Source organism: Streptomyces sp. A1277, assembly GCF_004795015.1.
Lineage (GTDB): Bacteria > Actinomycetota > Actinomycetes > Streptomycetales > Streptomycetaceae > Streptomyces.
On sequence record NZ_SSBI01000008.1, the window covers coordinates 1 to 21,589 of the forward strand.

Here is a 21,589-nt window from a genome sequence, read left to right on the forward strand (position 1 = left end):
GGTACTCCAGGACCTCGGGGAAGTTGTGCCCGGTGTCCACGTGCAGCAGGGCGAACGGCACCGGCGCCGGCGCGAACGCCTTGAGCGCCAGGTGCAGCATCAGGATCGAGTCCTTGCCGCCGGAGAACAGGATCACCGGCCGCTCGAACTCGCCCGCCACCTCGCGGAAGATGTGCACCGCCTCGGACTCCAGCGAGTCCAGGTGGCTGAGTGCGTACGGATTGTCGGTGCCTTCCGACACAGTCGCGACGGTCGTCACGCTGCACCCCTCTCGCTCAGCAGCGCGTACAGCTCCGCCGCGGACTCCTGCACGGTCTGCCGGTGCGACTCGATCCGCAGATCGGGCGACTCGGGCGCCTCGTAGGGGTCGTCCACCCCGGTCAGCCCGCTGATCTCGCCCGCAGCCTGCTTGGCGTACAGCCCCTTCACATCGCGCTCCGAGCACACCTCGACCGGAGTGGCGACGTGCACCTCCAGATACGCGGTGCCTTCGGCTTGGTGCCGCTTGCGGACCGCGTCGCGGCTGTCCGCGTACGGGGCGATGACCGGGACCAGGACCTTCACGCCGTTGGCCGCCAGCAGTTCGGCGACGAAGCCGATCCGCTGGACGTTGGTGTGCCGGTCCTCGCGCGAGAAGCCGAGGCCCGCCGAGAGGAACTCGCGGATCTCGTCGCCGTCGAGCACCTCCACCCGGTGGCCCTCGCCGCGCAGCCGCCCGGCGAGTTCGTAGGCGATGGTGGTCTTGCCCGCGCTCGGCAGACCGGTCAGCCAGACGGTGGCTCCCGTCTCCGTCACGCTCATCGAAGTCTCCTGATCAGTCGTCATCAGCCGTGCAGCCCGCACTCGGTCTTGCCGCGCCCGGCCCAGCGGCCGGCCCGCGCGTCCTCGCCCTCCAGCACCCGGCGGGTGCAGGGCGCGCAGCCCACGGAGGCGTAACCGTCCATCAGCAGCGGGTTGGTGAGCACGCCGTGCTCGGCGACGTACGCGTCGACGTCGTCCTGGGTCCAGCGGGCGATCGGCGAGACCTTCACCTTCCGGCGCTTCTCGTCCCAGCCGACCACGGGGGTGTTGGCCCGGGTGGGGGACTCGTCGCGGCGCAGCCCGGTCGCCCAGGCCGTGTAGGAGGTCAGGCCCTCTTCCAGCGGCTTGACCTTGCGCAGCTTGCAGCACAGGTCGGGGTCGCGGTCGTGCAGCTTCGGCCCGTACTCGGCGTCCTGCTCGGCCACCGTGTGGCGCGGGGTCAGCGTGATGACGTTGACGTCCATCACGGCGTCCACCGCGTCGCGGGTCCCGATGGTCTCCTCGAAGTGGTAGCCGGTGTCCAGGAACACCACGTCCACCCCGGGCAGCACCCGGGAGGCGAGGTGGGCGACGACCGCGTCCTCCATGGAGGAGGTGACGCAGAACCGGGGCCCGAAGGTCTCGGTCGCCCACTTGAGGATGTCGAGCGCGGAGGCGTCCTCCAACTCGCGTCCGGCCTGCTCGGCGAGCTCCCTCAGGGCCTCGTCGGTGAGCGTGTCGGTTTCCCGAGTGACCGTCATATCCCGTCCCCTCCCACGTTGTCGGGCTTCAGTCCCCGGCTCAGCAGCCCCAGGAACTTCAGCTGGAACGCGCGATTGCAGGAGGCGCATTCCCACGCCCCGTGCCCGGCTTCGTGCGGGCGCAGGTCCTCGTCGCCGCAGTAGGGGCAGTGGAACGGGGCGGCGCGCTCGCTCATGACAGCGACTCCGCACTGGCCCGGGCGGCCCAGGTGGCGAAGCGCTCGTTCTCCTCGCGCTCCTCCTGGAACCTGCCGAGGACCCGCTCGACGTAGTCGGGCAGTTCGGCCGATGTGACCTTCAGGCCGCGGACCTTGCGGCCGAAGCCGGCCTCCAGGCCGAGGGCGCCGCCCAGGTGGACCTGGTAGCCCTCCACCTGGTTGCCGTCGTCGTCCAGCACGAGCTGGCCCTTGAGGCCGATGTCCGCGGTCTGGATGCGGGCGCAGGCGTTGGGGCAGCCGTTGATGTTGATGGTGAGCGGTTCGTCGAAGTCGGGGAGCCTGCGCTCCAGTTCCTCGATGAGGGAGGCGCCGCGCGCCTTCGTCTCGACGATGGCCAGCTTGCAGTACTCGATGCCGGTGCAGGCCATGGTGCCGCGCCGGAAGGTGGACGGCTTCACCTGGAAGCCGAGCGCTTCCAGGCCGGCGGCCAGGGACTCGGCCCGGTCCTGCTCCACGTCGAGGATGATCATCTTCTGCTCGACGGTGGTACGCACCCGGCCGGAGCCGTGCTCCTCGGCCAGACCGGCGATCTTGGCGAGGGTGGAGCCGTCGACCCGGCCGACCCGCGGGGCGAAACCGACGTAGAAACGGCCGTCCTGCTGCTGGTGCACGCCGATGTGGTCGCGCCACCGGCTGCTGGGCTCCGCGGGTGCGGGACCGTCCAGCAGCGGGCGCTTGAGGTATTCGTCCTCCAGCACCTGGCGGAACTTGGCGACACCCCAGTCGGCGACCAGGAACTTCAGCCGGGCGCGGTTGCGCAGCCGGCGGTAGCCGTAGTCGCGGAAGATGCCCACGACGCCGGCCCACACGTCCGCGACCTCGTCCAGCGGTACCCAGGCGCCCAGGCGTTCGGCCAGCCGGGGGTTGGTGGAGAGTCCGCCGCCGACCCAGAGGTCGAAGCCGGGGCCGTGCTCGGGGTGTTCGACACCGACGAAGGCGATGTCGTTGATCTCGTGCACCACGTCCTGCACGGGGGAGCCGGAGATCGCGGTCTTGAACTTGCGGGGGAGGTTGGAGAATTCGGGGCTGCCGATGTAGCGGGCGTGGATCTCCTCCAGCGCCGGCGTGCCGTCGATGATCTCGTCGGCGGCGATGCCCGCCACCGGGGAGCCGATCATGGTGCGGGGGCAGTCGCCGCACGCCTCGGTGGTGGAGAGCCCGACGGCTTCCAGCTTCTCCCAGATCGCCGGGACGTCCTCGATGCGGATCCAGTGCATCTGGACGTTCTGCCGGTCGGTGATGTCCGCGCTGCCGCGTGCGTACTCCTGGGAGATCTCGCCGATGACGCGCAGCTGCCGGGTGGTCAGCTTCCCGCCGTCGATGCGGACCCGCATCATGAAGTACTTGTCCTCAAGCTCCTCGGGCTCCAGAACGGCCGTCTTGCCGCCGTCGATGCCGGCCCGGCGCTGGGTGTAGAGCCCCCACCAACGCATGCGTCCGCGAAGGTCGTTGGGGTCGATCGAGTCGAATCCGCGCTTGGAGTAGATCGTCTCAATGCGTGTCCGCACATTGAGACTGTCGTCGTCCTTCTTGAGCTGCTCGTTCCCGTTGAGAGGCGTGTGGTGTCCCATGGCCCACTGGCCCTCACCACGATGGCGCCCGGCCTTGCGGCGGGGCGTCGCGGTAGCGGTCTTCTCCGGGCTGGAGGCCATGGCAAATACGTCCTTCGGGACTGCAGGAGGGCGGCTCTGAACTGCACACTCGCGTCTGGCGCGGCGGTGCGCAGGGCTGAACTGAAGTAAGAAGATCTCGGCGGTGCTGGGACTCTCAGCTCGCCGGACAGATGGCGCTGGACATGCGGCCGAGGTCGACGTGGCGTCGACTCACCAAGGCAATTCCAGTTCCGGACATGACGGAAGCGTGTCATGGGGATCTCGGAGCAGTCCACCACTATCCATGATGTGGACGAGACTGTCCCGGTATATAAGACAGTGTGGCGCCCGTCACGCGAGTGACGGGCGCCGGGGCGGAGCGTAAAACCGGACAAGCACGGGGAATTGCTATGGAAGCAGCTCGCGGCCCGAGCCCGGCCAAGGGCCGGGGGTGGTCACCGGTTCCTCCAACTCCGTGCGGGTGTCGAAGAGCCGGAAGCCGCGCCGGAGGTAGTTGTCCATCGCGTGTGGACCGTCCTTCGAGCAGGTGTGCAGCCACACCCGCTTCGTCACCGGGCGCCCCGGCCACCGCTCGGCCAGGTCCCAGGCGCGGGCCGTGCCGTACGACAGCAGATGACCGCCGATCCGCCGGCCCCGGAAGACCGGGATCAGCCCGAAGTACATGACCTCGACCACGCCGTCGTCCTGCGGGTCCAGCTCGATGTATCCGGCCGGGGTCCCGTTCGCGTAGGCGACCCAGGTCTCCGCACCCGGCCGGTCCAGGGCCTCCTGCCACTGCGCGTAGCTCATCGCCAGCCGGTCCGTCCACCGGATGTCCCCGCCGACCGCCGTGTACAGGAAGCGGCTGAACTCGGGCAGCGGCACCTCGGAACGCACGATCCGGACGTCCGCGTCCGGCACGGCGGCCGGCCGCAGATCCCCGGGCGAGGTCTGCTCCAGCGACCAGATGGTCACCTCGTCGACGGCGGGACCTGCGGGGCGCACGGGGTTGCTCATGGCTGCCAGACAACCATGCCCCGCCGCCCGCCCCCAAGCCGGGTCCCGTGCCGCCGCCGGCGCCCGGGGCCTGCCCGGACACCCCCGCTCAGGAGGCGCCGCGCGCCGCCACGACCACCGGGGCCTTCGAACGCGGCAGCAGATCCGCCGGGTCCTCCGGATGGATCACCTCCACCTCCACGCCCTCACCGAAGCGGTACGGGCGGTGAGCCAGCACCTCGGCGAGGTGGCGCCGCAGCCGCGAGATCTCCGCCCGCACCGTCACCGTCCGGGTCGCGTCCCCGAAGAGGTCCTGCGCCAGCTCCGACGCCGTACTGCCCTCGCGCCGCACCGCCAGCGCGAACAGCAGCTCGGCGTGGCGCGGGGAGAGCCGCTGCGTCCACGTCCCCACCGGGCTCACCACGTTCACCGCCAGCGTGCGCGGCCGGCTCAGATCGAGGACCACCCGGCGCGGCGGGCTGTCCATCGCCCCGTCCGCCACCTGCACCAGCCAGCCGCCCGGCAGCGGCTCCACCCGGCACATTCCCAGCGACGGCAGCCACACCCGGCCCGGCTCCAGCGACTTCGGCAGCGGCAGCCGGTCCACCGGCGGCATCCCCGTCACCGCCGCCGTCCAGCCGTGCCCGTCCACCGCCAGGGCCCGCCCGCCCAGCCGGCACAGGATCGGCGCCGCCACCGCCCGCAGCCGGTCGATCGCCTCCAGATGCCGGACCCGGATCTCGCTCTCCGCCAGCCGGGCCACCGAACCCACCAGGGCCAGCGTCGTCGGGTGGAACGTGGACGCGGGACCGCTGATGTCGACGATCCCCATCAGCCGGCCGTCCCGCGGATCACGCACCGGCGCCGCCGCGCACGTCCACCCGTGCAGACTGCGCACGAAGTGCTCCGCCGAGTGCACCCGCACCGGGGCGCGCGAGGCCAGCGCCGTACCGATCGCGTTGGTGCCGGTGCTCTCCTCCGACCACGCCGCGCCCTCCGCGAGGCAGATGCCGTCGGCCCGGCGCAGCACCCCCGTGTGGCCCTGGCGCCACAGCACCCGGCCCTCCACATCGGTGACCACCATGATCTGCTGCGAGGCGTCCGCGATGCTCGCCAGGCCGTCGCTGAGCAGCGGCATCACCTCGCCCAGCGCGGAACTGCGGCGCCGGTGCTCGATCTCGTCCGCCTCCAGCAGCCGGCTCTGCGTCGTCTGCTCGGGATCGATGCCGCTGCGCAGCATCCGGTCCCACGAGGCACCGATCTCCGCCCGGGGCGCGGCGGGCATGCGCTCGCCCGCCATCCGCGCCTCCCGGGTCCGGTGCACCAGGCGCCTGGCCTGCGCGGTCTCCTGGGCCGTCAGCCGCGCCACCGCGGCCGAAGTCGTCTCCACGCCGGTTCCCCCTCACACCCTGCCCGGCCCGTACGCGGGACCGTGCCACCCATCCTGCCGCCACGCAGCGCCCGAAACCGCAACTCCGCACAATGGTTGCAACCCTCTGCAACTCTGGCGAGGGCCCCGGGCCCGTACAAGAGTGGCGGTACACCGCACGGCAGGGCTCCGCCCCGAGTCCGGTGTGTACAGCATGGGGGTGGTGCCGTGTCGGCGCAGCACCACCCCCTGTTGCTGCCCGGTCAGTGATCCACCGGCCGGGCCCGGGCCACGACCGACGCCAGATCCAGGGTGTGCGGCAGGGTCCCGAACGCCGCGCCCCCGTCCCCGCCCAGGCGCGACGCGCAGAAGGCGTCCGCCACCTCCGGCGGCGCCCAGCGCACCAGCAGCGAGCCCTGGAGCACCAGCGCGACGCGCTCCACCACCCGGCGGGCCCGCGCCTCGATCCCCGCCAGATCGGCGAGCTCCGTCAGCAGGCCCCTGATCGCCGCGTCGAGCCGGTGATCGGCGCCCCGGGCCCGCCCGACCTCCTGGAGGAACGCGTTCAGCGCGAGCGGTTCGCGCTGGAGCGCCCGCAGCACGTCCAGCGCCTGGACGTTCCCCGAGCCCTCCCAGATCGAGTTGAGCGGCGCCTCGCGCAGCAGCCGGGGCATGCCCGACTCCTCCACGTAGCCGTTGCCGCCCAGGCACTCCAGCGCCTCGCCCACCACGGGCGTGCTCCGCTTGGTCACCCAGTACTTCGCCGCCGGCACCGCGATCCGCAGGAACGCCGACTCGCTCTCGCCCCCGTCGTCGTAGGCCGCCGCCAACCGCATCGCCAGCACGGTCGCCGCCTCCGACTCCAGCGCCAGATCGGCCAGCACATTGCGCATCAGCGGCTTGTCCACGAGCGGCCCGCCGAACGCGGAGCGGTACGTCGTGTGGTGCACCGCCTGCGCCACCGCCTGCCGCATCAGCGCGGCCGAGCCCGTCACACAGTCCAGCCGGGTCGCCGCCACCATGTCGATGATCGTGCGCATCCCGCGCCCCTCCTCACCGATCCGGCGCGCCCACGTCCCGTCGAACTCGACCTCCGCCGAGGCGTTGGACCGGTTGCCCAGCTTGTCCTTGAGCCGCTGGATCGCGAACGGGTTGCGCGTGCCGTCCGGCAGCACCCGGGGCAGCAGGAAACAGGTCAGCCCGCCCGGAGCCTGGGCCAGCACCAGGAAACCGTCGGACATCGGCGCCGAGCAGAACCACTTGTGCCCGGTCAGCAGATACTCGCCCTCCCCGGACAGCGGCTCGGCGCGCGTCGTGCCCGCCCGTACGTCCGAGCCGCCCTGCTTCTCCGTCATCGCCATGCCCAGCAGCGCCCCGGCCTTCCGCCCGGCCGGCCGCAGCCCCTGCTCGTAGACCCGCGAGGTCAGCAGCGGCTCCCACTCGGCGGCCACCGCGGGCTCGGCGCGCAGGGCCGGCACCGCCGCGTGCGTCATCGACAGCGGGCAGCCGTGCCCCGCCTCGGCCTGCGTCCACACCAGGAAGCCCGCCGCCCGGCGCACATGCCCGCCCGGCCGGTCCCAGGCCCCGGTCAGACCCGAGCCGACGGCGTGGCCCAGCAGCCGGTGCCAGGCCGGGTGGAACTCCACCTCGTCGATGCGGTGCCCGTACCGGTCATGGGTGCGCAGCCTCGGCGGGTTCTCGTTCGCCTGCGCCCCCCAGGTCACCGCCTGGGCGGAGCCGGCGGACTGCCCGAGCCGGGCCAGCCCCTCCCTGGCCTCGTCCAGCACCTCGGCCGGAAGGTGGCGTTCGACGGCCTCGCCGAGCACCCGGTCCGCGCCGAACACGTCGTAGCCGAGCAGGGGAGGGGGCTGATTGGACACAGTGTGGGTGGTGGCTGCCATGCCGATACGGTAAGGACGTGCAGGCAGCAAACGAAACACCCGAGCGGCCACCGGGCCGGCTCCACCGGGCCCGAGTGCTCTACCGCAACGTCTCCAAGCGGCAGCTCGCCTGGCAGTTGCTCAAGGACACGGTCAACTCGTGCATGGAGTACCGCATCCTGGGACTCGCCGCCGAGGCGGCGTTCTTCACCCTGCTGTCCCTGCCCCCGCTGCTCCTCGGCCTGATCGGCCTGCTCGGTTACGTGGACGAGTGGACCAGCACCACCACGGTCGCCTCCATCGAGCGCAACATCCTCAGCGCGGCGCACACCGTGCTCTCCGAGCGCGGCGTCAACGACTTCGCCAAGCCGCTCCTGGCGGACGTCACCACCGGCGCCCGGCCCGACGTCATCTCCATCGGCTTCGCCATCGCCCTGTGGTCCGGCTCCCGCGCGGTCAACGTCTTCATCGACACCATCACCGTGATGTACGGGCTCGACGGCCAGCGCGGCATCGTCAAGACCCGGATGCTCGCCTTCCTGCTGTACGTGGTGGCGCTGCTGCTCGGCGCGGTGGTCCTGCCGCTGCTCGTGGTCGGCCCCGACCGGGTCGTGGAGCTCATACCGTGGGGCACCGAGGTCATAAGCGTCCTGTACTGGCCCCTGGTGATACTCCTGTCGGTCGCCTTCCTCACGACCCTCTACCACGTGTCCGTGCCCGTGCGTTCGCCGTGGATCGAGGACATGCCGGGCGCCCTGATGGCGCTGGCGATGTGGGTGGTCGGCAGCTTCCTGTTGCGGATCTACCTCACCAGTACGGTCGAGGGCCCCACCATCTACGGATCGCTCGCCGCCCCCATCGCCGTACTGCTGTGGATCGGCGTCTCCGCCTTCGCGGTCCTGGTGGGCGCCGCCGTGAACGCGGCCATCGACCGGGTCTGGCCCTCGGTCGCGACGGCCGCCGCCCGCGCCGCCAACGACCGGGTGCGCGCCGCCCAGGCCGCCGAGTTCGTGGCCCGCACCCAGGCGGCGAGCTGGCACGGCGGACCGCAGAACGACGACGAGGACGAGGACGAGGAGGACGACGACGACGAGGGCGACGTGGGCGACAGCCCGTACATGCCGTCCGAGTTCCCCGAGCGCTGGTCGCGGTTCCTGCCGCCGGACGACGTGAAGTCACGGCTCCAGCCCAGCCGCGAGAAGGACGCGGAGAAGCCGCACCCCTACGACGAGTGAGTGACGGGCGCCGGCGGCCCGGGCCTGCGGTCCCGCTCCTTCGCCCCCGGCAGCCGCTTACGCACCCGCCGCGTCCGTGGACGACACCGGCGGCATGGGCGACAGCTACGAAGAGCGCGCGTCCCGGCTGGACGGCGCGAAGGTCTGGACCCTGACCGTGCCACCGGGCACGGCCCACCCGGTGCTGCCCGACGGCTGCATGGACCTGCGGTGGAGCGGGGACCGGCTGCTCGTCGCGGGACCGGACACGCACGCCGGTCCCCGCCGGACGGCGGGGCCCAGTCGGGGTCGTACGAGCGGACGGTGTCCTCGGTGTCCCACAGCAGGCGCCCGCCGCCCGGCAGGGTCACCTCGACATGGGGTGCGGATTCCGCGCCGGCCGGGACGTCGAGGCCGAGCCGGCGGTAGAAGGCGAGCGATGCGGGAAGATCGGCGGTGGTGATGCCGATCGCGTCGAGTCGTGGAGTCGTGCCCCGACCGTAGGCAGGGCCCCGGCCCACGGTCTTGTACGAATCCGGTCATGGCCCCGCAGGAGCGCGGTGCACGTCCGCCGGGGAGGTGCCCGGGTCCGTCAGCGCCAGACCCAGCGCGGCCCGCTCGGTGACCCAGCGGGTGGGGCGGTGGCGCGGGTCGCCGGTCGTGGCGTACAGCGCCCGGTGCAGCTGAAGCATGCGGGCCGCCCCGATCCGCTCGCCCCAGGCCAGCGGCCCCACCGGGTAGCCGAGCCCGGTCGTCACGGCCACGTCGATGTCGGCCGGGGCGGCGAGCGAACGCTCCGCGATGGACGCCGCGACCGACACGATCGAGGCGAGCAGCCGCTGCGCGACCGACCCCGCCGTGTCCCGGACCACCGACACCGCGTGCGGCTCGCCGCCGTCCGCCGCCCGGGTCAGCACCGCGCGAGCATCCCGGGCCGCCGCCGGATCCGCCGCCGGGGTCACCGCCAGCACCCGCCGCCGCCCGGCCGCCGGCAGCGGGTCCACGCCGAAGGTGCGGGCGGCCGGCAGCCCGTGCGCGGCCACCGCCGAAGCGACCGTCGTGCCCCAGACCGGGACCAGGACCAGCGCCCCGCCGGACGGCCGCTGCCCGCTCCCGACCGTCGCGCCCGCCGAGGCCAGCGCCTCCCGGAGCGCCGCCGCGTCCGCCTCCCGCGCCGGGTCCGGGGCGAAGACGTGCACCGGGCGGTCCGCGTCCCCGGTGACCGGCGGCTCGGGCGCGGGGCCGGGCGCCTCGGGACCGTACGCGTACCAGCCGCGTCCGGTCTTGCGGCCGTGCAGGCCGGCCGCCACCCGGTTCGGGGTCAGGTAGGAGGGGCGCAGCCGGTCCTCGTGGCGGAAGCCCTCCCAGATCGAGTCGATGACGGCGGCGGTCACATCGAGCCCGGTGAGGTCCATCAGCTCGAACGGGCCCATCCGCAGCCCGAGCACGTCCCGCGCGATCCGGTCGATGTCCGACGGCTCGCCGACGCCCTCCTCCAGCAGCGCCAGCGCCTCCGTCACCAGTCCGCGCCCGGCGTGGTTGACGAGGAAGCCCGGGGTGTCCGCGACCGTCACCGCGCGGTGGCCGCAGCTCTCCACGAGCGAGGTCAGCAGCGGCGGGATGTCCGGCCGGGTGGCGGCGCCCGGCACCACCTCCACGATCCGCATCAGCGGCACCGGGTTGAAGAAGTGCAGCCCCGCCAGGCGCGCCGGGTCCTTCAGCGCGGCGGCGATCCGGGTCACGGACAGCGAGGAGGTGTTGGTCGCGAAGACGGCGGAGGCGGGCAGGGCCCGCTCCAGCCGGCCGAACACCTCGGTCTTGGTGGCCAGGTCCTCGCGCACCGCCTCGATCACCAGCTCGACGTCCGGGCCCGCCGCCCACGGATCGTCCAGCGGGACCAGCCGCTCCAGCGCGGACGCCGCGTCCCCGGCGGACATCCGGCCCTTGGCCACGGCCCGCTCCAGCATGGACCCGACGAAGGCGACCGCGTCCGTCACCGCCTCGGTGCGTACGTCGCACAGCTCGACGGTGTGTCCGGCCGAGGCCGCCCACTGGGCGATGCCGCGGCCCATGGCTCCGGCGCCGACGATCCTGATACGCATGCGGGTCACGGTCCTCTCGATGGGGCGGGGTCGGGCGTGGGGGTTCAGCGCAGGTAGACGCGGCCCGGGTCGACATCCTCGCGCAGCAGCCGCAGCTCGTCCCGGGTCGGGGGCGCCACCTCGTCCACCGTGCCGGCGACCCGGAGGTCCCAGCCGGTGGCGGCCCGGACCCGCTCGACGGTGACCCCGGGCTGGACGGCCTCCAGCCGCAGCTCGTCGCCGACGCCCTCGCGGGCCAGGATGCCCAGCTCCGTGATGACCCGGGTGACACCCGCGCCCAGCGGGCGGATGCCGTCGGCCAGGGCGCGGTCCGGGCCCGGCGTGGTGCAGAAGTCGAGCTCCGCGGTGAAGGAGCGGGGGTGGTGGCGGCGCATCACCACGAAGACCTCGCGGGAGTTGGCCATCACCTCGACCCCACCGCCCGAACCGGGCAGCCGCACCGACGGAGCGGCCCAGTCGCCGATCACCGACGTGTTGAGGCTGCCCCGGCGGTCGATCTGCGCGGCCCCCAGGAAGCCCACGTCGATATGGCCGCCCTGGAGCACCGAGCCGAACAGCATCGGCATCGGCACGACCGCCTCCGCGCCCGTGACCAGGACCGCGTCGGCGATGGTCTCCGGCAGATGCGAGGGGTGGGCGCCGCACACCCCGGACTCGTACACCACCTCCAGCTCCGGGGCGACCGTCAGCCGGGCCAGCTCGGTGGCGAGCGTCGGCAGCCCGATCCCGGCGAACACCGTGCTGCGCCCGGCCAGTTCGCGGGCGGCGACGACGGAGAGCAGCTCGGAGGAGGTGACCGTCATGACAGCCGCCGTCCGTAGTCCACCGGCGTACTCGGCGCCTCGCCGACCGCGAGCCCCGCCCAGTGCTCCTCGCCGAGCCCGGCCACGTACTGGGCGTGGTCCGCCGTGCCGTACACCCACGTGTCCAGCCACTCCCGGAGCCGCTGCGGGTCCTTGCTGATGTGCGACCAGGCCCGGTAGAAGGCGTTGTCCCGGTCGTAGTAGCCCTGGGCGAACGACGGATGCGCGCCGCGCGGGCAGTGGACGACGGCGTCGACCGCGTGCGCGGGGACGAGCGTGCGGTTGGGGTCCGAGCGGATCACCTCGTCCGCCACGATCTCCTCCACCACGACGACCGCCCTGTCCGCCGCGTACACCGCCTCGGCCTGCACTCCGGTCAGCCCCCACATCTGGGTGTTGCCGCGCCGGTCGGCGCGCTGGGCGTGGATGATCGTCACGTCCGGGTTGACGGGCGGTACGACGTAGATCTGCTCGGGTTCGCCGTCCGGGCCGGGGTACGGCGAGGTCACCTTGCGCAGGGCGGGGTTGACGGACGGCAGGTCGCTGCCGCCGTAACTGCGCAGGGGGTAGAACGGCAGCCGCTGCGCGCCGGCGAGGTAGCGGCAGACCATCCCGTAGTGGCTGTACTCCTCGAAGATGAGCGGCGCCGGGTCCGCGCGCTCCACCCGGCGGCGCAGCTCCCCGAGCGAGCCGGCCGATGAGTTGCCCACGAACGAGGAGACCAGCCGGGTCACACAGCCCGCCGCGATCATCTGGTCCACCACGATGTCCGCGGTCATCCGCACGACCGTGAGGTCCCGGCGGCCCTGGCGGATGATCTCGTGCCCGGCGGCGACCGGGATGAGGTGGGTGAAGCCTTCGAGGCAGACGGTGGCGCCGTCGTGGACGAACGCCGCGACGGCCGCGCTCATCGACATCGTCTTGTCCTTGCGGGCCACGGTGCTCCTCCGTCCGCGCGGGCTCCGCACCACCGTGCCAGCAGCCATTGAGGAGTGTCCAATACCGAATTAAGGTCGGATCAAGACGCTGGACGAATCAATGGCGTCGGTGGACCGACAGGAAGGACCGGCGTGGAGCTGCGCCATCTCTCCGCGTTCCTCGCCGTGGCGGAGGAACTGCACTTCGGCCGGGCCGCCAAGCGGCTCCAGATGGCACAGCCGCCGCTGAGCCAGCAGATCCGGCAGCTGGAGAAGGAACTCGGCGTCCAGCTCTTCGAGCGCAGCACCCGCTCGGTGCGGCTCACCAGCGCGGGCGAGTCGTTCCTCCAGCCGGTGCGGACCGTGCTGGACGACCTGGACACGGCGGTACGGGCGGCGAGGGCGGCCGGGCGGGGCGAGTACGGGCGCGTCGGCATCGGCTTCGCGGGCGCATCCAGCCACGAGACGCTGCCGCTGCTCACTCGGGCGGTGCGGGCCGCCCACCCCGCGATCGAGCTGGTCATGACCGGCCAGACCTACGCCAACGTGGCGCTCGCCCGGGTCGCGGACGGCTCCCTGGACCTGGGCTTCGTCCGGCTGCCGGTGACCCAGCCGGGCGTGGTCTGCCGGGTGATCGACGAGGAGGTGCTGGTGTGCGCGCTGCCCTTCGATCATCCGCTCGCCGCCCGCGAGGAGATCCCCCTCGGCGCGCTGGCCGGGGAGCCGTTCGTCTCGTTCCCCGCGAACACCGGCTCCACCGTGCGCGACGCGATGGTGGAGGCGTGCGAGTCCGCCGGGTTCCACCCGAGGGTGGTGCAGGAGGCGCCCGACTCGTACACCATCCTGGCGCTGGTCGCGGCGGGCGTCGGGGTGACCCTGACCGTCACCTCCGTCCAGCACATCCAGCAGAACGGCCTCGTCTACCGGCCCCTCGCCGGGCCGCCGATCCGGCGGCAGGCGGCGCTGGCCTGGCGGGCGGACAACCCTTCGGCCGCCCTGCGCGCCGTGCTCGCCGTCGCCGAGACGGCCCTGCCCACCCCATTGAGACGCGACGCGTCTTGAATCAGGGCGAACTGGATATTGGACCGACTCAGCCACCGGGTGCGAGGGTCGGATCACCCCCTTGTCTCCTGCCACCACACCCTGGAAAGGCCCCGCCGTGCCGGACCCCCTCGACGTAGTGATCTGCGAACCCCTGCGCACCCCCATCGGCCGCTTCGGCGGGGTGTTCGCCGGGCAGCGGCCGGCCGCCCTCGCCGCCCGCGTCATCGCCGAGGTCGTCGCCCGTACCGGCATCGACCCGGACCGGGTGGACGAGGTGATCCTCGGCCACTCCTACCCCTCGGCCGAAGCCCCCGCCATCGGCCGGGTCGCCGCCCTGGACGCCGGGCTTCCGCAGACGGTCACCGGCGTCCAGACCGACCGCCGCTGCGGCTCCGGGCTCCAGGCGGTCCTGGACGCGGCCATGCAGATCCGCGCCGGATTCAGCGAGGTCGTCATCGCGGGCGGCGTCGACGTGATGAGCGCCGCCCCCTACTACACGCACGACGGGCGCTGGGGCATCAAGGGACCCGGCCTCCAGCTCCACGACGCGCTCGCCCGGGGCCGGGTCACCGCGGGCGGCGTCCACCACCCCGTGCCCGGCGGGATGATCGAGACCGCCGAGAACCTGCGCCGCGCGTACGGCATCAGCCGCGCCGACCAGGACGCGCTGGCCCTGCGCTCGCAGCGGCGGGCCGGCCGGGCGGCGGCCGAGGGGCGGTACGAGGCGGAGACCGTCCCGGTCACGGTGCGGACCAGGAAGGCCGAGACGGTGGTCACCGCCGACGAGCACCCCCGCCCCGACACCACCGCCGAACAGCTCGCCGCCCTGCGCCCGGTCATGGCCGAGACCGACCCGGAGGCCACCGTCACCGCGGGCAACGCCAGCGGCCAGAACGACGCGGCGGCCGCCTGCCTGGTCACGAGCGCCGCCACCGCCGAACGCCTCGGCCTCACCCCGCTGGTGCGGCTGGTCTCCTTCGCCCGGGCCGGAGTCCCCGCCGCCACCATGGGCCTCGGCCCCGTCCCCGCCACCCGCACCGCGCTCGGCCGCGCCGGCCTCACCCTCGCCGACCTCGACCTGATCGAGCTCAACGAGGCGTTCGCCGCCCAGGTGCTCGCCTGCACCCGGGAGCTGGGCCTCGGCGAGAAGGACCACGAGGAGCGGATCAACGTGAACGGCTCCGGCGTCTCGCTCGGCCACCCCGTCGGCGCCACCGGAGCCCGCATCCTCGCCACCCTCACCCGGGAACTGCACCGCCGCGAGGCGCGCTACGGCCTGGAGACCATGTGCATCGGCGGCGGCCAGGGCCTCGCCGCGGTCTTCGAGCGCGTCGCGGCCTGAAACCGCCGCAACGCTGCCGGGAGCACGGCCCCGGCAGCGCTACGGACCGGCCGGTCCTACCGCTTCACGGCGACCGGCTCGTCCGCCACCGGCCCCGCCGCCAGGTGGTCGTCCTGGGCGTCCGGGTCGGCCAGCCGGTTCAGCCGGGCCGGTACGTCGAGGCCCACCAGCAGGACCACGATCACCGTGCCGGCGAACGTCAGCACGGCCAGCGCCTGGCCCAGGTCCATGCCGGAGGCGAGATGCGCCCCGAGCACCGGGGCGACCGCCCCGCCGAGGGCGCCCACGTTGTACGTGAAGCCGAGCGCGGCGCCCCGGCTGCGGGTCGGGAAGTGGCCGCCGATGTAGCGGGGGAGCAGGCCGGAGATGCCGAAGCTGGTCGCCTGGAGCAGGAAGAGCAGGATGCCGAGCAGCAGCAGGTTGTCCTCCACCGCGAAGACCGGGTAGACGAAGGCGAGCGAGGCCAGCAGCGTCAGCGCGTACGCCTTCTTCGTACCGATCCAGTCGCCGAGGAAGCCGGCCGTCCAGCAGCCGGCCATGGTGCCGAAGCCAGCGAAGTACAGCACGTCGGTGACCTGGCCCGTCGTGTAGCCCAGCTCCGTCTTCAGGTACGTAGGCAGCAGGGCCTGGATCGGCCAGGAGTACAGGAACGCGAAGAACAGCGTCACGATCATCGACAGGTACAGCACCCAGCCGCGCTTCCCGCCCAGCTGCACCGCGAGCGCGGCGAGCGAGAGTCCGGCGACCACCGAGAGCACCGGCACCATGCCGGCGCCGCCCGGGGTGAAGACGAGGAACAGCGAGAGCGTGGCGACGACCACCAGGACCGTGTTGGCGGTGGCCAGGCGCGGCGTCAGGAACAGCGGCCGGAACGGGTTGGGCTTGGCACCCTCGTCCGCGACGGACTCCGTCCACTCCTCCGCCTCCGGCAGCGCCCTGCGCATCCACAGCGCGATGGCGATCGGGATCAGGCCGAGGTAGAACATCCAGCGCCAGCCGAGCGAGGGCACCACCCAGTCGTAGACCTGGGCGGCCAGCACCGAGCCCACCGAGAAACCGGAGATCAGGAAGCCACTGGCCCGGTTGCGCAGGGCGGGGGGCCAGCTCTCCATGACGTACGTGGAGCTGGCGCTGTACTCACCGGCCATGCCCATGCCGATGGCCAGCCGGGCGGCGAACAGGCTGGTGTAGTTCCACGCGAACCCGCAGGCGAAGGTGCCCACCGAGTACAGCAGGATGCTCGCCACCATCGACAGCTTGCGTCCGTAGCGGTCGCCGAGGGCGCCGAGCACGGCACCGCCGAGCCAGCGGGTGATGAACGCACCGGAGATCAGGCTGGCCGCCTGCATCGTGCTCAGCCCGAAATCGTCACTGATCTCGGTCAGGACCAGGGTGATCAGCACGAAGTCGAAGCCGTCGAGAACGTAGCCGATCCAGGCGGCGAAGAACGACTTCCACTGGGTGCGGCTCACCTGGCGGTACCAGGGGAGCGTGGGGGGTGTGGTGGTGTGCACGGTGACTCCAGGATGCGGGACGGCGCTCGTCGTTGAACAGCCGCCCCGCGTGGTGGGGGATCAGGGCCGGGCGATACCCGCGACGAAACGGGCGGTCAGGGCCGTGGGAGCGGTGATGGCGGTGCCGACGACGACACTGTGCGCGCCGCGCGCCAGGGCCTCGGCCGCGTCCTCGGGGGTGTTGACGCGGCCCTCGGCGACGACGGGCACGTCGATGGCGGCGGCGAGGGCGGCGACCAGGTCGAGGTCGGGGCCGGTCTGCTTCGGTTGTCCCGGCACATAGCCGGACAGGGTCGTGGAGACGAAGTCCGCGCCCAGCCCGGCGGCGGTGACGCCCTCGGCGAGGGTGGAGACGTCGGCCATCACGAGGGCGCCGGCCGCGTGGACCGCATCGACCAGCTCGGCGAAGGTCGAGCCGTCGGGGCGCGGCCGGTCGGTGGCGTCCGCGGCGACCACGGCCGCGCCCGCCTCGGCGACCGCCAGGGCGTGCCGGACGGTCGGCGTGATGTACACCCCGACGTCGCCGTCCTTCCACAGGCCGATGACCGGCAGGTCCACGGCGGCCGTGATCGCGGCGACGACCTCCGGCTCGTTGGCGCGGATCGCCGCGCCGCCGCCGGCGACGGCCGACTGCGCGAGCCGCACCAGGGTGGCGGTCTCCCGCATCGGATCGCCGGGGGGCGCCTGGCAGGACACGATCAGCTTGCCCTGGAGAGTGGTGGCCAGTTCCTGTGCGCTCATCGGAGAGCTCCCGGGTGGTGGAGGGGAAGAGTGGTGGTGAGGGCGGCCGCGCCGAGCACGGCGGCGTCGTGGCCGAACAGCGGGGCGCGCGGGACGAGCCCGCGCAGCGGCCCCATCAGCTCCGCGGCGAACGCGGCCCGCAGCGCGTCCTCGTACAGCGGGCCGATGCGCGGGACGCCGCCGCCGACGACGACCCGGTCGGGGCCGAGCGCGTTGGCGAGCCCGCCGAGGACGTGGCCGGCGGCCGCCGCGCCGGTGGTGATGGCGGTGACGGCGTCGGCGTCGCCCTGGGCGGCGCGCGCGGCGACGGTCTCCAGGCGGTCCACCGGGGCGCCGGTCAGCCGGGCGTAGTGGGCGGCGATGCCGGGTCCGGAGGCGATGACCTCCAGATGGCCGGCGGCCCCGCAGGTGCAGGGCAGCCCGGCCGCCTCGGGGCTCGGCAGATGGCCGAGGTGCCCGGCGATGCCGGACGCGCCGTGCAGCATCCGCCCGTCGACGGCGATCGCGCCGCCGACCCCGGTGCCGATGGCCGCGAACAGCAGCGAGGCGTGCTCGTTCCCCTCGGCGCGCAGCGCGTCGAGTTCGGGGCCGGCGGTGGCGCGCACGTCGTTGTCGCAGGCCACCGCGTAACCCGTGCGGTTGGCGAGGCCGACGCCCAGCGGGGTGCCCGCCCAGCCGTGGAGGGAGTCCGTGGCGCTGGTGACCATGCCGGTACGGGGGTCGATCACCCCGGCCGCCGCGATGCCGAGCACGGCGGCGCCGCGGTCCGGGTCCACTTCGGCGGCGGCCGCCGCGAGCGCGTCGAGCACCGCCGCGGCGCCCTCCCGGGCCGGGGTGGGCCGGCTGTGCCGGGCCACCACCGCGCCGTCCGCGCCGAACAGCGCGGCGGCGATCTTCGTACCGCCCAGGTCGAGGCCGACGACGGGGCGCTGTGCCGGACGCGTCATCGGACCGGCGGCAGACCGGCGTCGCGCAGCCGTCCCGAGACGAGCGCGACGGACTCCGCGGACAGCTGGATCTGCGGGAAGACGGTGTCGCCGCACGCGATGATCCCGAGCAGCTGGAGCGCCGCCTTGAACGAGCCGAGCGCCGACGAGCTGCGGCCCATGTCCGCCTCCGGCCCGGCGTCGACCATCGCGAACAGCTCGATCAGCCGCTCCTGCTCCTTGGCGGCCAGCGTCCAGTCCCCGGCGCGCGCGGCGTCGTAGAGCCGTACGTAACCGGCCGGGTCCACATTGCCGATGCCGGGCACGACCCCGTCGGCGCCGGCCAGCAGGGCCGCGTCCACGGTCAGTTCGGAACCGGTGAGGATGCTGAAGTCCGGGACCGGGCCGTGCGCGCGGCCCTCGCGGCCGCCGAGCTCGACCACGAGCCGGCGCAGCCCGCCCTCGTCGCCGCTGCTGTCCTTGAGGCCGGCCAGCGTGCCGTCCTCGGCCAGCTCGCGGACGAGGGCCGCCGAGAGCTTGCTGTGCACGGCGACCGGGATGTCGTACGCGAACAGCGGCAGGTCCACCTCGGCGCGCAGCCGGCGGAAGTGGGCGGCGATCTCCTTGGGGTGGGTGCGGGTGTAGAACGGCGCGGTCGCGACCAGGGCGTCGGCGCCGAGCGCGGCGGCGGCCCGGGCGTGCTCGGCGACCCGGGCGGTGGTGGTGTCGATGACTCCGGCCAGGACCGGGACGCGGCCGTCCGTGGCGTTGACGACGGTCTCCAGGACCGTGGCGCGCTGCTCGTCGGTGAGGTAGGCGACCTCGCTGGTGGACCCGAGCGCGAACAGACCGTGCACGCCTCCGCCGATGAGGTGCTCGACGAGCCGGGCGAGGGAGGTGGTGTCGACCTCCCCGTGGGAGTCGAGCGGGGTGCAGACCGGCGGGACGACGCCGCGCAGCGGTGCGGTCAGAGACATGGTGGAAGGCTCCAGCTGATCGGGATGCCGCTCCGGGGCCGAACGGCTACCCGGATCGAGACGTGAGACGTAAGATGTCCTATGTCTGCTTCACCTTAATCAGATGCTCCTGTGACCGGTCAAGGGGCAACGGCACCTCAGGAGGACGTTGTGGCGCGGCCCACCATGGCTCAGGACATCGAGCGCAGGATCAAGGAGCTCATCCTGGAGCGCCGCCTCGCGCCGGGCGACGCCCTGCCCACGGAGAGCGAGCTGATGGACCTCTTCGAGGCCGGCCGGGTCTCCGTGCGCGAGGCCCTGAAGTCGCTCCAGGCGGTCAACGTCGTGGAGATCCGCCGGGGCTACGGCACCTTCGTGGGCTCGCTCTCCCTGTCGCCGTTCGCCGAAGGGCTCGCCTTCCGCGCAGCCGTCCGCCACCGCCAGGGCGAGCCGGGGATCGCCGAGCTGATGAAGGTGCGCGAGGCGCTGGAGGCCGGGCTCGTCGGGTCCGTCGCGGCCGGCGTCCCGGACGAGGACATCGAGGTGCTGCGCGCGCTCGTCGCCAAGATGGAGGCGGAGGCCGGCGGCGGCCGCGTCGCGCGCGCCACCGACCGGGCCTTCCACCTCGCGCTCTACGCCTCGCTCGACAACCACCTGCTCAGCGAGGTGCTCGACGCGTTCTGGGCCGCGATGGACCGGGTGCGCGAGGACTTCGACGACGGCCACCAGGACCCCTCGGTCACCTGCTCCCAGCACCGGGAGATCGTGGAAGCGGTCGCGGCGGCCGACGGCGAACGCGCGGTACGGGCCATGCGCACCCACTTTGACGGCATCCGCGACCGGCTCGAAGCCGGCTGAGGGCCACCTGAACGGGGCGGGTCCGTGCGCCGCCCCGGCGGCACACGGACCCGTCCCTCCCCTCCCGGTTACGGAGTGACCGTCACCGTCCTGCTGCCCGACGCCGTCTTGCCGTCCGACCGGAACGTCGCGGTCAGCTTCGCGTCGCCCGACGCGCCGGCCGGGATCGTGACCGGCACCTTGATGTTGGCCCCCTGGCCCGGACGCGTCGCCGGGAACGCCACCTGCTTCGTCGTCCAGCCGCTCGGCACGGTCAGCTCGACCGTGCCGGCGCTGCGGGTGACGTCCATCCGGTTGACGACCCGGACGGTGACCTCCGCTGTGGTGCCGGCCTTCAGGGTGGCCGGCGGGGTGATGGTGATGTCCGCGCAGGTGCCGCCGAGCCACTTCAGGTCGAAGGAGTCGTACGTGATGTGCTCGGCGTTGCCCCGCTCGTACAGCAGGCCGAGCCGGCCGTCCGGCAGCCGGGTCAGCGTCGAGTAGGCCGCGGCGCCCGCGTCGACCACCTTCCTGATCGGCCAGGTCTTCCCGTTGTCGCAGGACATCTTGACCGTGAGGTTCTTCCGCGACGTGGCCTCGGTGTTGCTGAACAGCAGCCAGGAGGACTGGGGGTTCGAGGCCGGCGCGTCGGGGGCGTAGCGCACGATCGAGCCGTTGTTCGCCGGGTCGGGGAGCTGGGTGTCCTGGACGAACGGGGTGTAGGTGGCCCCGCCGTCCGAGGAGTAGGCGATCGTCCGGTAGGGCGCCGAGCGGTTGTTGAGCATGATCCTGCCGTCGTTCAGCTCGACGGTCTTGTTCTCGTCGCCGCCCGGACCGACCGGCGTGCCCGTCCTCCAGGTCTCGCCGTGGTCGTCGCTGTACGCGCTGACCGCGTAGTTGGCCCCGTTGTCGCGGATGGCGTACTGCTGGATCAGCCGGCCCTTGTGCGGCCCGTTGCGCAGCTGGATGCCCTCGCCCGACGCGGCGAACATGCCGCCCCAGGCCGGGTTCTTGATCTGCTTGGTGATCCGGCGGTGGGTCCAGGTCAGCCCGTCGTCGTCGGAGTAGCTGTAGTCGGCCTGCAGGACGTTCGGGTCGCTCTCGTCGTTGCCGGTGGCCGAGCCGAAGAAACCCTGGTTCTCGCCGGCCGCGTAGAACAGGAAGATCCGGCCGGTGGTGCGGTCGACCAGCAGGCTCGGGTCGCCGAAGCCCTTGGGTGCGGCGTCCGAGCGGACCACCTTCTGCTCCTGCCAGGTGGTACCGCCGTCGGTGCTGCGCCGCAGCACGACACTGATGTGGGACGGCAGGTCGCCCAGGGTGGGGCGGGCGTCGTACGCGGCGAGCAGGGTGCCCTTGTTCGACGTGGTCAGGGCGGGGATGCGGTAGTGGGGGGAGCCGACTCCGTCGACGGTCAGGTCCTGGGACGTGAGCGTGCCGGGGGCGGGCGTGGCGGCCTGCGCGGTACCGGTCGCGGCGACCACCATCAGGGTGGCGCCGATCAGTGCGACTGGGACGGTTCGCTGCATGGACGATCTCTCTTCTCGGAAGGTTGCTGCTTCTCGAAGGGTGGGAGATTGCTGGAGGCGGGCGGTCGCCG

Annotated in this window: 21 protein-coding genes and 2 pseudogenes; 5 read left to right on the plus strand and 18 right to left on the minus strand. The window is 72.9% G+C overall.

From position 1 onward, the window contains the following. The 9 genes from E6R18_RS07525 to E6R18_RS07560 all read right to left on the minus strand — a co-directional run. On the minus strand, positions 1–259 hold a 259-nt coding region (locus E6R18_RS07525; protein WP_168712292.1), incomplete at its 3' end, for a phosphoadenosine phosphosulfate reductase family protein. Beyond that, complete coding sequence (gene cysC / locus E6R18_RS07530) at positions 256–825, minus strand: adenylyl-sulfate kinase (RefSeq protein WP_093705017.1); 570 nt, start codon at positions 823–825, stop codon at positions 256–258. The genes cysC and E6R18_RS07525, both read right to left, overlap by 4 nt. Next, positions 825–1,541: a phosphoadenylyl-sulfate reductase gene (locus E6R18_RS07535; protein WP_136316066.1), complete on the minus strand. Its 717-nt coding sequence runs from the start codon at positions 1,539–1,541 to the stop codon at positions 825–827. The genes cysC and E6R18_RS07535 overlap by 1 nt, the downstream gene beginning before the upstream one ends. After that, entirely contained in the window at positions 1,538–1,717 is a 180-nt protein-coding gene (locus E6R18_RS07540; RefSeq protein ID WP_136316067.1) for an IS1 family transposase, read from the minus strand. Before E6R18_RS07540 ends, E6R18_RS07535 begins: the two co-directional genes overlap by 4 nt. Then, on the minus strand, positions 1,714–3,411 hold the full coding sequence (locus tag E6R18_RS07545; protein ID WP_136316068.1) for a nitrite/sulfite reductase: 1,698 nt from the start codon (positions 3,409–3,411) through the stop codon (positions 1,714–1,716). Before E6R18_RS07545 ends, E6R18_RS07540 begins: the two co-directional genes overlap by 4 nt. Before the next feature lie 115 nt (positions 3,412–3,526). Beyond that, the gene (locus tag E6R18_RS35360; protein ID WP_309486338.1) at positions 3,527–3,610 is read right to left on the minus strand and encodes a putative leader peptide; all 84 of its coding nucleotides are present in this window, start codon (positions 3,608–3,610) and stop codon (positions 3,527–3,529) included. A 149-nt stretch (positions 3,611–3,759) separates the two neighbouring features. Further along, positions 3,760–4,368 carry a GNAT family N-acetyltransferase gene (locus E6R18_RS07550; protein ID WP_136316069.1) on the minus strand — a complete coding sequence of 203 codons (609 nt, stop codon included), beginning with the start codon at positions 4,366–4,368 and terminating at the stop codon, positions 3,760–3,762. An 88-nt stretch (positions 4,369–4,456) separates the two neighbouring features. Continuing rightward, positions 4,457–5,647 (minus strand): helix-turn-helix domain-containing protein, encoded by a 1,191-nt coding sequence (locus E6R18_RS07555; protein ID WP_240799642.1) that lies wholly within the window; start codon positions 5,645–5,647, stop codon positions 4,457–4,459. Between the two features lie 332 nt (positions 5,648–5,979). After that, positions 5,980–7,617, minus strand: coding sequence for an acyl-CoA dehydrogenase family protein (locus E6R18_RS07560; RefSeq protein WP_136316070.1), 1,638 nt, complete (start codon positions 7,615–7,617; stop codon positions 5,980–5,982). A 74-nt stretch (positions 7,618–7,691) separates the two neighbouring features. Here E6R18_RS07560 and E6R18_RS07565 point away from each other — a divergent pair, with 74 nt between their 5' ends. Together E6R18_RS07565 and E6R18_RS34725 are read left to right on the plus strand one after the other, a co-directional pair. Continuing rightward, a complete protein-coding gene (locus tag E6R18_RS07565) occupies positions 7,692–8,831 on the plus strand; it encodes a YihY/virulence factor BrkB family protein (protein ID WP_136316196.1) in 1,140 nt (379 codons plus the stop codon). Between the two features lie 94 nt (positions 8,832–8,925). Further along, a pseudogene (locus E6R18_RS34725) lies at positions 8,926–9,087 on the plus strand (AraC family transcriptional regulator); the annotation flags it as partial. Here the strand turns inward: E6R18_RS34725 and E6R18_RS34730 are convergent. From E6R18_RS34730 to E6R18_RS07590, 4 genes and pseudogenes are all read right to left on the minus strand, one after another. Then, positions 9,086–9,331 (minus strand): annotated as a pseudogene (locus tag E6R18_RS34730) (VOC family protein); the annotation flags it as partial. The pseudogenes E6R18_RS34725 and E6R18_RS34730 sit on opposite strands and share 2 nt — an antisense overlap. An 18-nt stretch (positions 9,332–9,349) precedes the next feature. Next, complete coding sequence (locus E6R18_RS07580; RefSeq protein ID WP_136316071.1) at positions 9,350–10,912, minus strand: 3-hydroxyacyl-CoA dehydrogenase; 1,563 nt, start codon at positions 10,910–10,912, stop codon at positions 9,350–9,352. A gap of 44 nt (positions 10,913–10,956) precedes the next feature. Continuing rightward, positions 10,957–11,715, minus strand: coding sequence for a CoA-transferase (locus E6R18_RS07585; protein ID WP_136316072.1), 759 nt, complete (start codon positions 11,713–11,715; stop codon positions 10,957–10,959). Next, positions 11,712–12,632, minus strand: coding sequence for a CoA-transferase (locus E6R18_RS07590; protein WP_136316197.1), 921 nt, complete (start codon positions 12,630–12,632; stop codon positions 11,712–11,714). The genes E6R18_RS07585 and E6R18_RS07590 overlap by 4 nt, the downstream gene beginning before the upstream one ends. A 153-nt stretch (positions 12,633–12,785) precedes the next feature. Here E6R18_RS07590 and E6R18_RS07595 point away from each other — a divergent pair, with 153 nt between their 5' ends. Both E6R18_RS07595 and E6R18_RS07600 read left to right on the plus strand, forming a co-directional pair. Further along, on the plus strand, positions 12,786–13,694 hold the full coding sequence (locus tag E6R18_RS07595) for a LysR family transcriptional regulator (protein WP_136316073.1): 909 nt from the start codon (positions 12,786–12,788) through the stop codon (positions 13,692–13,694). Between the two features lie 97 nt (positions 13,695–13,791). Next, positions 13,792–15,018, plus strand: a complete 1,227-nt coding sequence (locus E6R18_RS07600; protein WP_136316074.1) for an acetyl-CoA C-acetyltransferase — start codon at positions 13,792–13,794, stop codon at positions 15,016–15,018. A gap of 56 nt (positions 15,019–15,074) precedes the next feature. Here the strand turns inward: E6R18_RS07600 and E6R18_RS07605 are convergent, their stop codons facing one another. From E6R18_RS07605 to E6R18_RS07620, 4 genes are read right to left on the minus strand one after another with little or no spacing between them, the layout of a single operon-like run. Beyond that, a complete protein-coding gene (locus E6R18_RS07605) occupies positions 15,075–16,532 on the minus strand; it encodes a sialate:H+ symport family MFS transporter (protein ID WP_136316075.1) in 1,458 nt (485 codons plus the stop codon). A 60-nt stretch (positions 16,533–16,592) separates the two neighbouring features. Then, entirely contained in the window at positions 16,593–17,273 is a 681-nt protein-coding gene (locus E6R18_RS07610) for a putative N-acetylmannosamine-6-phosphate 2-epimerase (protein WP_136316076.1), read from the minus strand. Next, entirely contained in the window at positions 17,270–18,220 is a 951-nt protein-coding gene (locus E6R18_RS07615; protein ID WP_136316077.1) for an ROK family protein, read from the minus strand. Before E6R18_RS07615 ends, E6R18_RS07610 begins: the two co-directional genes overlap by 4 nt. Then, complete coding sequence (locus tag E6R18_RS07620) at positions 18,217–19,176, minus strand: dihydrodipicolinate synthase family protein (RefSeq protein ID WP_136316078.1); 960 nt, start codon at positions 19,174–19,176, stop codon at positions 18,217–18,219. Before E6R18_RS07620 ends, E6R18_RS07615 begins: the two co-directional genes overlap by 4 nt. 150 nt (positions 19,177–19,326) lie before the next feature. Between E6R18_RS07620 and E6R18_RS07625 the strand changes: the two genes are divergently transcribed. Further along, positions 19,327–20,013: a FadR/GntR family transcriptional regulator gene (locus tag E6R18_RS07625; RefSeq protein WP_136316079.1), complete on the plus strand. Its 687-nt coding sequence runs from the start codon at positions 19,327–19,329 to the stop codon at positions 20,011–20,013. Between the two features lie 68 nt (positions 20,014–20,081). Here E6R18_RS07625 and E6R18_RS07630 read toward each other — a convergent pair whose 3' ends face one another. Continuing rightward, positions 20,082–21,518, minus strand: coding sequence for a sialidase family protein (locus E6R18_RS07630; protein ID WP_136316080.1), 1,437 nt, complete (start codon positions 21,516–21,518; stop codon positions 20,082–20,084). Positions 21,519–21,589: the final 71 nt, after the last annotated feature.